This is a genomic window from Sphingomonas yantingensis (assembly GCF_014199325.1).
Classification (GTDB): domain Bacteria; phylum Pseudomonadota; class Alphaproteobacteria; order Sphingomonadales; family Sphingomonadaceae; genus Sphingomonas; species Sphingomonas yantingensis.
The window spans coordinates 1-13,516 of record NZ_JACIJJ010000002.1 but is presented as its reverse complement, the minus strand read 5'-3'; the positions used below and the strand labels follow the sequence as shown (position 1 = coordinate 13,516).

Here is a 13,516-nt window from a genome sequence, read left to right as displayed (position 1 = left end):
TCTCCCCAGGTGCCGCGCCTTCAGGCGAGTGCGTCTTCGTGTGCGATGAAATTGGACAGGGTGCCGATCCGGCCGATATCGATCTCGATCCGATCGCCGGGCTGCATCCAGACTGGCGGGGTGCGCTTGGCGCCGACGCCGCCGGGCGTGCCCGTCGCGATCACGTCGCCGGGCGACAGGGCTGTGAAGGCGGAGACGTAGGCAATGATCTTCGCGATCGGGAAGATCATGTCGCGCACCGGCTGATCCTGCATCGTTTGGCCGTTCAACCGCGAGATCACACGCACATCGGCCAGGTCGCCCGCCTCATCCGGCGTCACCAGCCAGGGTCCGAAAGCGCCGGTGCCGGGAAAGTTCTTGCCCGGCGCGAACTGCGTCGTGTGCCATTGCCAGTCGCGGACGCTGGCATCGTTGAAACAGGCATAGCCCGCGACGTGCGCCAGCGCGTCGGCCTCCGAAATCGCGCGCCCGCCCTTGCCGATGACGACGGCGAGCTCGGCCTCGTAGTCGAGGTCGCCCGAGGCGCGCGGGCGGACGATCGGCTGGCCATGGGCGACGAGCGTGTCGGCGAAGCGGATGAAGATCGACGGATGCTCGACCTTGGCGCGGCCGGTCTCCTGCCGGTGCGTCTCGTAATTGTGGCCAACGCACAGGATCTTGGCCGGGTCGGGAATGACGGGCAGCAGCACCAAGTCCGCCAGCGGGTAAGCGGCGCCGGGCGCCAGATCGGCGAGCGGGGTGCCCGCGGCCAGCGCGGCGCGCAGCGTCGCCGGACCATCGGGGCGGCCGAGATCAATCACGCGGTCGCCCTCGACCTTGCCGAAGCTCGGCGTGCCGTCGGGGCGGCGGAAGCTGACGAGTTTCACGCGGGGACTCCTTCGGGGGCGAGGATGCGGGCAAGGCGCTCGATCAGCGCGGCGGGCGATCCGGTGTCGAAGACGTAGAAGTCGGGGCGGACGAGCACTGCTTCGGCGCCGCGCTCGGCGAGCCACGCGGCGACCGCGCCGCCGTCGTCGAGCGCTTCGAGGTCGATTGCGGCGATGCAGGCGGGCGCGGGCGGTGAACCATGCGCGAACAGGCGCCAGCCGCCGCCCGTCGCCGCATCGAGCAATCGCCCGTCGGCCAGGTGCGGTTGAATGAAGCGCTCCCCCGCGCCCTGCCCCTTACCGACGACGCCCGCCTCGATCGCGGGGATGAGGTCGGCGGCGGTCTCGCCCGCGGCGGGGGCGGGCCGGGCGCGCATCTCGGTATCACGTGCCGCGGCGGTCGCGGGGTCGAGCGTGCAGATATAGCGTCCCGCCGCGATCGCCGCGCCGATCACCGCGCGGACGTGCGGGTCGCGCTCGGGCTGATAGCTATCCAGCAGCGCATCGCCCGCCTGCCCCCGTGCGACCATGCCGAGCTTCCACGCCAGGTTCGCGACGTCGCGCATCCCGTGGCACATGCCCTGTCCGAAAAAGGGCGGCGTCTGGTGCGCGGCATCGCCCGCCAGGAACACCCGGCCCTCCCGCCACCGCTCGGCAACGAGGCCGTGGAAACGATAGGTCGTCGCACGCACGATCCGGTGCGGCACGCCGTCCAGATACGGCGCGACCAGCGCCGCCACCGCCTCGGGCCGGTTCATCGCGGCATCGTCCTCGCCGGGCAGCAGCATGAACTCCCAGCGGCGGTGATTACCGCGGCCGGGCACGATCGTCGCGGGACGCGCGGGATCGCACATCATCACCGAGAGGCGCTGGAGATCGGCTTCGGCCGGTACACCGGCGATCGGCGGGAAGCGGACCGCCCCCTCGACCTCGGCATCGACGACCAGCCAGGGCTCGTCAAACTTCAGGTCGTCGAGCGCGATGCCGAGTGTCCGGCGCACGAAGCTGCGCGCGCCGTCACAGGCGACGACGTAGCGAGAGCGGACCGTGCGGTCGCCGGTGAGCGAAAGGGTGACGCCCTCCGCGTCCTGCGAGAGGCCGACGCATTCGGTCGAGGTGAGAAGCGTGGCCTGATCGAACCGCGCCAGCCCCTCGCGCAGCACCGCCTCGAGCTCCGGCTGCCAGAAGAAATAATCGTTGGCCCAGCCGAACGGCTTGGGCCGCCCCGCGGTGCCCATGTAGCGGATGACGCCGCGATCGGCGCCGACATGCAGATGCCCCTCGGTCGCGCGCATCAGCGGCGCGAGCCGGTCGGCGAGGCCGGCGGCCTGGAACAGCCGCATCATCTCGTGATCGACATGCACCGCGCGCGGTTGCGGATGGGGTGCCGCCTCGCGGTCGATCGCCAGCACCGATAGGCCTTCGAGCGCGAACAGATTGGCGGCAAGGGCCCCGACCGGGCCGCAGCCGACGATCGCCACATCGACGATGCCCGCTTTCCCGATGCTGTGGCCGTCGTCAGCCATGCCCCTCACCTCTCCCGTGCCGCCATGATTGCGGCTGAAGCGATAAGCACAGGCGTCAGCAATAATGTAAAATATGCGTTCTTCGGATTTACATAGTCATTGCCTATACACTTTGGCCGCCGCCTCGACGAAGTCGGCGGCCAGGTCGGACAGCGGCCGGCCCTTCAGCGTGCGGATGCCGATACTCCGGCGAAAGGTGACGCCCGTCAGCCGCACCGTCCTCAGCACCCCGATCGACAGTTCGGCGGCGACCACGCCGTGCGGCAGGACACAGACATGCGCGGTCCGGCGGACGATCGCCTTGGTGGTGAGCAGCGAGTCCGACCGGATCACGTCACGCGGCAGCGGCACCTCGCCCGACAGGAACAGCGCCTCGATCTGGCGGCGGAAGCCACCCGCGGCGTGGGGCATCACCCAGCCGAGCGTCGCCGCCCCCGCCAGCGTCACCGCCGGCCCCAACCCGTCATGCGCGCGCCCGACGATGAGGGCGAACGGGTCCTGGAGCAGGCTCGTCTCCTCGATATCGGCGGGCGGCGTTTCGATGCCGGTGGTGCCCAGCCCGATCTCGATCTCGCCGCGGCGGAGCAGGTCGAGCACTTCCTGGTCGGATCGTTCGAGGATGTTGAGTTCGAACCGCCCGCCCGCCTCGATCGCCTCTACTGCCTGGGGGACGAGGCTGACGAGTGCGCCGGGCGTCCCCGCGATCGTCAGCGGCCCGCGCACCCCCTCCTTCGCGCGAGCGACCTCCGCCTCGGCATCGCGGACCAGCGCCTCCATCATCTCCGCGCGGCGGCGCAGCTTGTCGCCGGCGGGGGTCAGCACGATGCCCGCGCGCGTCCGCTCGAACAGCGTGGTGCCGAGCTTTCCCTCGAGCTGGCCGATCGCCACCGATACCGATGGCTGAGAGATGTTGAGCGCGCGTGCGGCCCCGCTGATCGACCCCTCCCGGCAGACGGCGGCATAGGTGCGGAGCAGGCGCGGATCGAGCATGTGCATAGCCTCAGCCAATGGATGCGCGAAAACCTATTATTGGACTTCCCGTCTGCCAAGCGCATGAAGACGCCAATCGGCAAGATTGCGCGAGGGAGAGGCAGGGGATGAGCGACGTGACCGGGGCGCCCGACCCCGCCTTCCCGCTGACGCGCCTGCGCAGCGTCGATCTGGAGCTGGCCGACCTCGACGGCGCGGTCGATTTCTACACCGAGGTCTGGGGCCTGACCCTCGCCGACCGCAGCGCCGACCGCGTCTGGCTGCGCGCGACGGGCGACGATCCGCATGTCCTTGCGCTGCACCGCGGGCCGCAGTCGCGCATCCGCTCGATGACGTTCCGCGCGGCCGATGCGACCGATCTCAAGGCCCTGCTCAGGCGGGCGCGCGATGCCGGGGCGACGCTGAATGCGCCGGTCGGCGACTGGGACGAGCATGGTGCGGGCCGTGGCTTTGCCCTGGGCGACCGGGCAGGCCGGACGATCCGCGTGGTGCAGGGCGATGCGCGGCCCTCGCCCCTGCCCTTCGATCCGAACCGCGCCGAGCGGCTGGCGCACGTCAATTTCAACAGCGACGACACGATGCGCGACGTGGCCTGGTTTCAGGCGGCGCTGGGCTTCGACATGACCGACCGGTCGAAGATGATGGGCTTCGTGCGCACCAACAGCGACCATCACTCGATCGTCATCGCCGACGCGCCCGTGAACACGCTCAACCATGTCGCCTTCAACCTGCCCGGCTGGGAGGGGGTGATGAAGGCGTCGGGGCGGATGGTCGACCATGGCTTCACGATCGGCTGGGGGCCGGGGCGGCACGGGCCGGGCGACAATGTTTTCACCTATTTCGTCGACCCGCACGGCTTCGTCGTCGAGCATACGGCCGAGGTGCTGCAGGTCGACGCGCGTTACCGCGTCGGCGGACCCGAGGACTGGACGTGGCCGCCGGGACGCGTCGACCAATGGGGCCTGTGCCCGCCCAAGACCGACGAATGCAAGGCGGCGCAACTCGCCATTCCCTTTGCCTGAGAGGACCCGACCGATGACCGACCTGCCCGGCGCTCCCCGCGCCTATGTCCTCAAAGCCGGCGAGGGCCGCTGCACGCTGGTCGCGGGGCAGATGATCCACACGCTGGCGGGCACGCACGAAACCGCTGGCGGGTTCGGCGCGGTGGTGTGCCAAGCGCCGCTCGATCGCGGGCCGATCCCGCTTCACTATCACGAGCGCGAGCACGACACCTGGTTCTGTACGCGCGGGCGGCTTCAGGTGTGGTGCGGCGACCAGAGCCGCATCCTCCACCCCGGCGACTTCGCCTATGTCCGCCCCGGCGACGTCCACAGCTATCAGAGCGTCGCGCCGCGGACGCAGTTCTTCGGCATCGTCGCGCCGGGCGGGTGGGAAGAGTTCTTCGTCGATGCGGGCGAAGTCTGGGGCATGACTGCCCTGCCCCCCGCCGACCACCCGTACGACTTCTCGCGCATGGGTCCGGCGATGGGCAAGTTCGGGATCATGCGCGTCGAAGGCGAGTATGTCGCCTCCACCGAGATGGGCACGGGCGACCGCGCGCTACCGGGCGCGCACGCCTCCTACTTCCTCGACGCGGGCTATGGCCGGCGCAGCGTGCTGGGCGGCCATCTATCGACCGCAGTCCTGACTGCCGACGAAAGCGACGCGATGGTCGACATGCGCGTGATCGAGGGCGGGCGCGGGGCGGCGATGCCGCCGGTCAGCCACCGCGACACCCACGTCTTTGCTTATGTCTTGGGCGGCGCGGTGGAATGGACGATCGACGGCGAGACGCATCTGCTGACCGAGGGCGACGCGGTCAACGTGCCGGCGGGCACGCCCTATGCGACGCGGATCGTCAGCGGAACGGCGCGCTGGCTGCTCTGTTCGGCGAACGGCAACGGCGCGGCGCTGTGGGACGAAGGCGGCACGCCGACCGACCGCTGCTCCCACCCCGTCGAGCCTGCCGGCACGCCCCTCATGGTTCCTTCGGGGATCGACGCCGCGATCGATTGAGCGGAGGCCGCGCTCCCGCTAGTGGGCCCCCCCCGCTTCCGCCCCCGTCGTCAGCGCGGCCAGCGTCGCGGCGAGTTCGTCGCGGCGGAACGGCTTGGTCAGGCGGGGAATCGCCGGGTCGATCCCCTCCGCCTCGGCATAGCCCGAGACGATCAGCGCCTTGAGCGACGGCCGGTCCGCCCGCACCGCCTCGACCAGTTGCGCGCCGGTGATGCCGGGCATCAGGTGATCGGTCACCAAAAGCTGCGGATCGAGGCCGGCGGCGAGCATCGACAGCGCGCTTTCCCCCGACGCCGCCTCGACCACGTCGAAGCCCATGTCGGACAGCATGTGCGCCGTGCTCATCCGCACCAGATCCTCGTCGTCGACGAGCAGCGCGGTGCCGTGCGGTTCGTCGCCGACCTCTCCGGCGCGCGGGCGGTGCTCGACCGGCAGCGGATCGTGGCTGACGGGCAGCCACAGCGACACCGCCGTGCCGCGCCCCACATCGCTCTCGATCGTCAGCGCGCCGCCGAGCTGCGCGGCAAGGCCATGCACCATCGACAGGCCGAGGCCGGTGCCCTTGCCGATCCCCTTGGTCGAAAAGAACGGTTCGATCGCACGGGCGAGCGTCGGCTCGTCCATTCCCGTGCCGGTGTCGCGAACGCTCAGGCGGACATAATGCCCCCGCGGAAGCCCCGGACGCCGGTCGCGCACCGACTCGCGGCGAACCTCGACGTGCAGTTCGCCGCCGCCCGGCATCGCATCCCGCGCATTCACCGCAAGATTAAGGAGCGCCATCTCGAGCTGGTTCGCATCCGCGCGCGCCAGCGGCAGGCCCGCGGGCGCATCCACCGCCAGGTCGATCGCGGGGCCGAGGGTCGAGCCGATCAGGTCGAGCATGCCGGCGACCAGCTGCGACACGTCGACCGCCATCGCCTGAAGCGGCTGTCGGCGCGCGAAGGCGAGCAGGCGCTGGACCAGCATCCTTGCGCGCTCTGCCGATTGCAGCGCACCGTCGATCAGTCGCTTCTCGCGCTCCGATCCCAGCCCCTTCCGGTGCAGCATGTCGAGCGAACCGATGATCGGGGTCAGCAGGTTGTTGAAATCGTGCGCGACACCGCCGGTCAGGCTGCCCATCGCCTCCATCTTCTGGCTCTGACGCAGCGCCACCTGCGCCGCTTCCAGCTCGGCCTCGCGCGCCTTTGCGTGCGTTAGGTCACGGCCGACCGCGATGAAGTTCTCGCCGTCGGGCTCCGGCGCGACGGTCCATTCGATCGGCTTCCACCCGCCGTCCTTCGTCGCGATCCGGTTCTCGAACCGCGTTGGCTCGCCGGACTGCGCCATCGCGACGATCGCGGCAAGCGTGGCCCCTTCGTCTTCGGGATGCATGAAGCTGGCATAGCCGCGCGACAGCAGTTCCTCCGCCGACCAGCCGAGCACGCGGGTCCACGCCGGGCTGACCGCCGACATCATCCCGCTGAAATCGGCACGGGCGAGCATGTCCTGCGACAGGTTCCACAACCGATCCCGCTCCGCCGACCTGGCCGCCACCTGCGCCTCCAGCGTTTCGTTCAGCGTCTGGAGTCGGATCTCGGCATCGCGCCGCGCGGTGATATCGTTGAACAGCACCGCCACGCGGCGTTCGGTCGCCCTGCCCACCCGGAACGCATGGACGTCCCACCAGCGGCCGAGCGTCGCCGACCCTTGCTCGACCCGGCCCGGCTCGCCCGTGGCGGCGACGCGGCCGTAGAACTCGAACCAAGAGGATTCGTGATCGGGCACGATCTCTCGCATCCGCCGGCCGGCAGGGTCGAAGCCCGCCTGTGCCGCAAAGGCGGGATTGGCCTCGATGAAGCGATAGTCGACGGCATGCCCGGCCTCGTCGAACAGCATCTCGATGATGCAGAAGCCGACCTCTATATTCTCGAACAGCGTGCGGTAGCGAGCCTCGCTTTCCTGCAGCGCGATCAGCCGCGCGCGTGCCTCGTACTGGCGGCGGCGGGCGCGCACCGCGGACCGGACGATGCTGATGAGCGTGGTGGGATGGAACGGGCGCTCGAGAAAGGTGATGTTGCCGAGGAGGTCGAGATAGCGCGCCGCCGCCGGATTGCGCTCCAGCCCGCCGCCCCGGCTGGTCAGGAGGATGAAGGGCAGGTCCGACCATTGCTCCTGCCCGGCCAGCCATCCGGTGAGCGGCGACAGGTCGGCGGTCGCGATCGCCTCTTCGGTGATGACGACCAGCGCCGCGCCGCGGTCGAGCTCGGCAACCAGATCGCCGAGCGACGCGCAGACCGCGGATTCCAGGCGCGCCTCGCCCAGCATCGCCGCCGCGATCGCGGCGTCGCGACCGCGCGGCGCGAGAACGAGCGCGCGTTCGGAAACCGTCGTCCGCTTCACATCCCGTCGCCGTCCAGCAGTTCCGCATCGCCATGCAGCATCGGTACCCCGCGCAGGACGCCCTGAAATTTCGTCAACGGTTCGCCGAGCGTGATGCCCCGGTCGCCGATCCGGTATTCGCGGATGGTATTCTCGTGCGGCCCGGTCCGCTTCTTGACGATCGAGATCGCGCGGCGGACGCAGCCCAGCGCCTCGAAATAGCGCAGCAGGATGACGGTGTCGGCCAGATAGGTGACGTCGACGGGCGTCTTCATGTCGCCGACCAGGCCGTGCTGCGCCACGGTCAGAAACGTCGTCGCCCCCTGCCGGTTCAGATATTGCAGCATCTCGTGCAGGTGCAGGATCAGCGCCTGCTCACCCGGCATCGCCGCCTGATAGCCGTTGAGGCTGTCGACGACGACGGTCTTCGCGCCATATTCCTCGACACAGTTGCGCACCCGCGCGGAGAATTCGCCCGGCGACAGTTCGGCGGCATCGACCTGCTGGAGGAGGAGCTTGCCGGCGTCGATCATCGCCTGAAGGTCGATGCCGAGACCCTGTGCCCGCTGGATCAGCAGGCCGATCTCTTCGTCGAACACGAACATCGCCGCGCTTTCGCCGCGGGCGATCTCGGTCTGGACGAAGGTTAGCACGATCGAGCTCTTGCCGGTTCCCGCCGGTCCCAGCACCAGCACGCTCGACCCGCGCTCGATCCCGCCGCCGAGCAGATCGTTGAGCTCGGCAACGTCGGTCGTCACCAGATCGCGCGCGAAACGCGTCTTGTGCTCAGCCGAAACCAGACGGGGGTACACATGGACGCCGCCCGGCTTGATCGTCGCATCGTGATAGCCGCCGCGAAACGCACGCCCGCGATATTTGATGACGCGAAGCCGCCGCCGCTCGGCACCATATTCGGGCGCGATCTCCTCCAGCCGGACGACGCCGTGCGCGACCGAATGAACCGTCTTGTCGTTGATGTCGGTGGTGAGGTCGTCGAGCATCAGGACGGTCGCCCGACTCTTCGCGAAATAATGCTTCAGCGCGAGGATCTGGCGCCGATAGCGCAGCGAGCTTTGCGCGAGCAGCCGGATTTCGGACAGGCTGTCGACGACGACGCGGTCGGGCTTCACACGCTCGAACGCCTCGAAAATGCGCTTCGTCGTCTCGCCGAGTTCGAGGTCGGAGGAATAGAGCAGGCTCTGCTGCTGATCCTCGTCGAGCAGGTTTTCGGGCGGCACCAGCTCGTAGAGCTCGACACCCGTCAGGTCCCAGTCGTGCGAGGTCGCCGTCGCGCGCAATTCGTCCTCGGTCTCGGACAGGGTGATATAGAGGCAGCGCTCGCCCGCACGCGCGCCGGCAAGCAGGAACTGGAGCGCGATCGTCGTCTTGCCGGTGCCGGGGCTCCCCTCGAGCAGAAAGGTCCTCGCCCGCTCGAACCCGCCGCCCAGGATATCGTCGAGGCCCAGTATGCCGGTCTCAGCATCGTCGGCAGCGGTCGTCGGCACTCTGTTTCTCCCGAATGATGCCGATACGGCAATGGGAAACCTAGCATGGCCGCGAAAGGTCCGCGCTATCATCGATCGCGATGCGCCACTCGCGGACCGATGCGACCAAGGCTACCAACGAAGCGTATCGATCAGTGCGCGCAGCGCGGGCGTGACGCGGCGGTCGGGGTAGTAGAGTCGGCAACCGGGATAGACCGGGCACCAGTCGGCCAGCACCTGGATCAGCCGGCCGTCGGCGATCTCGTCGGCGACGTCGTGCTCCATCATGTAGCCGAGCCCGGCCCCCGCCCGCACCGCTGCTGCGGCCAGCCCCTCGTCATTGACGATCAGCTGCCCCGGCACCTTCACCCGGATGTCGCGTCCCGCATCCTCGAACTCCCATGGCAGCAGCCCGCCGCCGCCGAGCAGGCGGTAGTTGACACAGACATGGGTATCGAGCGCGGCGGGCGTGTCCGGTATCGGGTGGCGCTCAAAATAGCCGTGCGTGCCGACCACGACGGTGCGAAGGTCCGGCCCCACCGGCACGGCCACCATGTCGCGCTCGACGCTCTCGCCCAGCCGGATGCCGGCATCGAACCCGCCCGCCACCAGGTCGATCAGCCGGTCCTCGACGATCACTTCGACCGACACGTCGGGATGGTCGAGCAGGAATTGCGGCAGCCGGGGCGCGAGGATGGTGCGCGCCGCATAGCCGAACGTCGCCAGCCGCACCGCGCCCGACGGCGCGCCCCGCAGATCGGCCAGCGACGCGAGCCCCGCCGTCACCTGCACCAATGCCGGATCGAGCGACCGCAGGAGCTGCGCCCCCGCCGCGGTCGGCGCGACCGAGCGCGTCGTGCGCGCGAGCAGGCGGACGTCCAGCCGCGCCTCCAGCGCCTTCATCGCGTGGCTGAGCGCGGAGGGGGAGAGGCCGAGCTCTGCCGCCGCCCGCGTGAAGCTGCGGTGCCGGGCGACGCTGGCGAAAGCCGCAAGGTCATCGAGGTCGCCGCGCCGCATTGATGCACCATGCTCACAGGCCCTTGCGGCCCGCAACGACTAATCCGGCGGTCGCCCGTGCCTTACCTCATGGCTGAAGAGGAGTGACGAGCCATGGACATGACCGATTATCGCACGCTGGGCCGCTCGGGCCTGATCGTCAGCCCGCTGGCGCTGGGCACGATGACCTTCGGCGCGGGACGCTGGGGCGCGGACGAGGCGGGGTCGCGGGCGATCTTCGACGCCTATGCCGATACCGGCGGCAATTTCATCGATACCGCCGACGTCTATTCGGGGGGTGAGAGCGAGGCGATGATCGGCCGCTTCCTCCGCGAACGCGGCGACCGCGACCGGATGGTGATCGCCACCAAGTCCGGCTTCGCGCGCGGCGAGGGCGATCCGCTGGCGGGCGGCAATTCGGCGCGCAACATCCAGGGCGGGCTGGAAGGGTCGCTGCGGCGGCTCGGCACCGGGCATATCGATCTTTACTGGACGCATGTCTGGGACCGCACGACCCCGCCCGAGGAGGTGCTGCGCGCACTGACCGACGCGGTGCGGCGCGGCGACATCCTGTATTACGGCTTTTCCAACGCCCCCGCCTGGTACGCCGCGCAGATCGCGACGATGGCGCGTGCGCACGGCCTGCCCGAGCCGATCGGGCTGCAATACAGCTATTCGCTGATCGACCGCGGCGTCGAGCTGGACGTGGTGCCCGCCGGCCGTGCGCTCGGGCTCGGGCTGGTGGCGTGGAGCCCGCTCGGCTTCGGGATGCTGACGGGCAAATACGGGCGCGAGAAGCTGGCGGCGGCAGGGCCGGCGGGCAGCGTGCCGAACAAGGCTGGCGAGCATGGGGGCGGCAGCGACGGGCGCCTCAACGGCGAAAATCCCTATGGCGGCATGCTGTTCACCGAAGCGAACTTCTGCATCGTCGACGCCTTGCGCGAGGTCGCGAGTGAGATCGGCCGGCCGATGGCGCAGGTGGCACTGGCGTGGGTGGCGGGGCGGCCGGGCGTCTCGTCGGTCCTGATGGGCGCGAGCCGGCCGGAGCAGGTGCGCGAGAACGCCGCGTCGCTCGATATCGTGCTGTCGCCCGAACAGCGTGCGAAGCTCGATGCGGTGGGGGCGCCGCCCCGTCCGAACCCCTATTTCATCTTCGACCTGCCGCCCCGTGGCATCTTCGGCGTGGACCGCGTCGCGCCCTGGGGCACCGGACTCTAGCTCGCCACCCGCTTCAGCACCGTCCGGTTGCGCGGCAGCCACTGGTCGGTGCCGTCGGCATCGGGATTGACCGGCCCGGTCGTCACCATCCGATCCCCGTCGCGCACCGTCGTCTCGCGCACCTGCGCGCGGTCGTCGCCGTCCATGCGATGCTCGATCGTGGTGAGCCTCCAGTGCGCGGCATCGGCACCGGGGGTGAAGCGTTCGATCGTCGCGGCACCGGTATCGATGGCGCGCCCGCGGCGCAGAATCGCATAGCGCGCCTCGTTCGAGGTCGCGTCGAACAGCGTGGCGGTGGTGATTGACCTGCTCCCCTTTTCTCCTCCACTTATAAGTAGAGTCCGGGGTTGCCAGGGTGCCCTGGCGGGTGGGGTTGTGCAACTCGCCTGGCAGCATCGGCGGGCGTCAGCCCGCCTATCCCGCTATGCGGCCGCACGTGGTTGTAGTCGTCGCGCCATGCCCGCAGGACCGACCGCGCATGGCTGAGAGACGCGAACAGCGTCTCGTTCAGGCATTCGTCGCGCAAGCGACCATTAAAGCTCTCGACGTAGCCGTTCTGCTGCGGCTTGCCCGGCGCGATGTAGTGCCATTCGATCTGCCGGTCCTGCGACCAGCGCAGGATTGCCAGACTGGTCAGCTCGGTCCCGTTGTCGCTGACGATCATCAGCGGCTTGCCGCGAACCGCGATGATCGCATCGAGCTCGCGCGCCACACGAGCGCCCGATAGCGACGTATCGACCACCAGCGCAAGGTTCTCGCGTGTGAAGTCGTCCACGACAGCAAGGATGCGGATACGCCTGCTGCACACCAGCGTGTCGCTTACAAAGTCCAGGCTCCAGCGCTGGTTCGACCCTTGCGGCAACGTCATCGGTGCCCGTGTTCCCATTGCTCGCTTGCGGCCCCGTCGGCGGCGCACACGCAGTCATGCCGGGGCATCGATCCCCCGGATCGATGCCTATTCCGTCACGATCCCCGCGATATAGCCGAAGCAGCTTCTTGTGGTTCATCACGATGCCCTCGCGGGCCAGCATGATCCCCAGCCGCCGGTAGCCGAACCGGCGACGTTCAAGCGCGATCTCGCGAAGACGCGACCGCAGGTCGCCATCATCACCACGCCGATGCGCATAGCGAATCGACGATCGATCCACGCCAAGGATGGCACAGGCCCGACGCTCGCTGATGCCGAAGGCCTGCCGAACATCCTCGACAGCCCTTCGACGAGCGGCAGGCCTCACCAGTTTTTTGAGGCAACCTCCTTCAGCACCGCATTGTCGAGCATCGCATCGGCCAGCAGCCGCTTCAGCCGTGCGTTCTCGTCCCCAAGCACTTTCAGCTTGCGCGCCTGCGACACGTCCATGCCGCCATACGTCGCCTTCCACTTGTAGAATGTCGCACTGCTCACGCCGTGCTTGCGGCACACATCCCCCGTCTTCGAACCGGCCTCCTGCTCACGCAAGATCCCGATAATCTGCTCCTCGGTGAACCTGCTGCGCTTCATCGTCGTCCTCCTTCATGAAGGACTCTAGCTCAGACTGGCGGAGTTTCAGGGGAGCACGTCAAGTAGCGAAATGGGCTGGCTGGCTTGCGGGGACGTGGCGCAGGCGCTCCATACCACCCTCCCCGTTCGTTGGTGCGGTTCGTTTGACAGTGCCGTCCTAGCTCTAGGGTCAGGACCCATTGATGTGAGCGGCGCGATCTGATTCAGGCTCCGTGAGGAGACCGGGATGAGCGACCTGTTTTGGCTAACGGACGAGCAGATCGAGCGCCTGCGGCCGTTCTTTCCCAAGAGCCACGGCAAGCCTCGGGTGGATGAACGGCAAGTGCTGAGCGGCATCGTTTTCGTCAACCGCAACGGCCTGCGCTGGCGCGGTGCACCCAGCGACTACGGACCCCACAAGACGCTGTACAATCGATGGAAGCGCTGGGGCGCGGCGGGCGTGTTCACGCGGATGATGGAAGGGCTGGCGGCGGGAAGTGCCGAACCCAAGACCGTGATGATCGACGCGACCTACTTAAAGGCACACCGCACGGCATCGAGCCTGCGGGTTAAAAAGGGGACCTC

At 68.8% G+C, this 13,516-nt stretch carries 11 protein-coding genes and 1 pseudogene; 4 read left to right on the top strand and 8 right to left on the bottom strand.

Annotated elements, in window-relative coordinates; genetic code table 11:
- Positions 1 to 20: 20 nt before the first annotated feature.
- The 3 genes from FHR19_RS06290 to FHR19_RS06280 all read right to left on the bottom strand — a co-directional run bounded on the left by FHR19_RS06290 (position 21) and on the right by FHR19_RS06280 (position 3,382).
- Positions 21 to 866, bottom strand: coding sequence for a fumarylacetoacetate hydrolase family protein (locus FHR19_RS06290; protein WP_184026022.1), 846 nt, complete (start codon positions 864 to 866; stop codon positions 21 to 23).
- Entirely contained in the window at positions 863 to 2,392 is a 1,530-nt protein-coding gene (locus FHR19_RS06285) for a bifunctional 3-(3-hydroxy-phenyl)propionate/3-hydroxycinnamic acid hydroxylase (RefSeq protein ID WP_221228429.1), read from the bottom strand. The genes FHR19_RS06290 and FHR19_RS06285 overlap by 4 nt, the downstream gene beginning before the upstream one ends.
- 96 nt (positions 2,393 to 2,488) lie before the next feature.
- Positions 2,489 to 3,382 (bottom strand): LysR family transcriptional regulator, encoded by an 894-nt coding sequence (locus tag FHR19_RS06280; RefSeq protein ID WP_184026019.1) that lies wholly within the window; start codon positions 3,380 to 3,382, stop codon positions 2,489 to 2,491.
- Positions 3,383 to 3,489: 107 nt separating this feature from the next.
- On the opposite strand from FHR19_RS06280, the gene FHR19_RS06275 reads away from it, so the two are divergent.
- Positions 3,490 to 4,404 carry a VOC family protein gene (locus FHR19_RS06275; RefSeq protein ID WP_184026016.1) on the top strand — a complete coding sequence of 305 codons (915 nt, stop codon included), beginning with the start codon at positions 3,490 to 3,492 and terminating at the stop codon, positions 4,402 to 4,404.
- 13 nt (positions 4,405 to 4,417) lie between these two features.
- Entirely contained in the window at positions 4,418 to 5,398 is a 981-nt protein-coding gene (locus FHR19_RS06270) for a cupin domain-containing protein (protein WP_184026013.1), read from the top strand.
- 18 nt (positions 5,399 to 5,416) lie between these two features.
- Here the strand turns inward: FHR19_RS06270 and FHR19_RS06265 are convergent, their stop codons facing one another.
- From FHR19_RS06265 to FHR19_RS06255, 3 genes are all read right to left on the bottom strand, one after another.
- Positions 5,417 to 7,702, bottom strand: coding sequence for a hybrid sensor histidine kinase/response regulator (locus FHR19_RS06265; protein WP_184027551.1), 2,286 nt, complete (start codon positions 7,700 to 7,702; stop codon positions 5,417 to 5,419).
- Between the two features lie 71 nt (positions 7,703 to 7,773).
- Positions 7,774 to 9,261 (bottom strand): ATPase domain-containing protein, encoded by a 1,488-nt coding sequence (locus FHR19_RS06260; RefSeq protein WP_343053187.1) that lies wholly within the window; start codon positions 9,259 to 9,261, stop codon positions 7,774 to 7,776.
- A gap of 111 nt (positions 9,262 to 9,372) precedes the next feature.
- Positions 9,373 to 10,257 (bottom strand): LysR family transcriptional regulator, encoded by an 885-nt coding sequence (locus tag FHR19_RS06255; RefSeq protein ID WP_184026001.1) that lies wholly within the window; start codon positions 10,255 to 10,257, stop codon positions 9,373 to 9,375.
- A gap of 93 nt (positions 10,258 to 10,350) precedes the next feature.
- Here FHR19_RS06255 and FHR19_RS06250 point away from each other — a divergent pair, with 93 nt between their 5' ends.
- Positions 10,351 to 11,454, top strand: a complete 1,104-nt coding sequence (locus tag FHR19_RS06250; RefSeq protein ID WP_184025997.1) for an aldo/keto reductase — start codon at positions 10,351 to 10,353, stop codon at positions 11,452 to 11,454.
- On the opposite strand, the gene FHR19_RS06245 is transcribed toward FHR19_RS06250, so the two are convergent.
- Entirely contained in the window at positions 11,451 to 11,600 is a 150-nt protein-coding gene (locus FHR19_RS06245; protein ID WP_184025994.1) for a hypothetical protein, read from the bottom strand. The genes FHR19_RS06250 and FHR19_RS06245 overlap by 4 nt on opposite strands.
- A 182-nt stretch (positions 11,601 to 11,782) precedes the next feature.
- Positions 11,783 to 12,952 (bottom strand): annotated as a pseudogene (locus FHR19_RS06240) (IS3 family transposase).
- A gap of 226 nt (positions 12,953 to 13,178) precedes the next feature.
- Here FHR19_RS06240 and FHR19_RS06235 point away from each other — a divergent pair.
- Positions 13,179 to 13,516 (top strand): transposase (locus FHR19_RS06235; protein WP_184025991.1); only part of this gene is annotated, 338 nt, incomplete at its 3' end.

Excerpts from the sequence above, each read along its gene's own strand:
- FHR19_RS06280 (WP_184026019.1), bottom strand. The coding sequence starts at position 3,382 with ATGCTCGATCCGCGCCTGCTCCGCACCTATGCCGCCGTCTGCCGGGAG.
- FHR19_RS06255 (WP_184026001.1), bottom strand. The coding sequence starts at position 10,257 with ATGCGGCGCGGCGACCTCGATGACCTTGCGGCTTTCGCCAGCGTCGCC.
- FHR19_RS06265 (WP_184027551.1), bottom strand. The coding sequence starts at position 7,702 with ATGCTGGGCGAGGCGCGCCTGGAATCCGCGGTCTGCGCGTCGCTCGGC.
- FHR19_RS06270 (WP_184026013.1), top strand. The coding sequence starts at position 4,418 with ATGACCGACCTGCCCGGCGCTCCCCGCGCCTATGTCCTCAAAGCCGGC.
- FHR19_RS06250 (WP_184025997.1), top strand. The coding sequence starts at position 10,351 with ATGGACATGACCGATTATCGCACGCTGGGCCGCTCGGGCCTGATCGTC.
- FHR19_RS06245 (WP_184025994.1), bottom strand. The coding sequence starts at position 11,600 with ATGGACGGCGACGACCGCGCGCAGGTGCGCGAGACGACGGTGCGCGAC.
- FHR19_RS06285 (WP_221228429.1), bottom strand. The coding sequence starts at position 2,392 with ATGGCTGACGACGGCCACAGCATCGGGAAAGCGGGCATCGTCGATGTG.
- FHR19_RS06275 (WP_184026016.1), top strand. The coding sequence starts at position 3,490 with ATGAGCGACGTGACCGGGGCGCCCGACCCCGCCTTCCCGCTGACGCGC.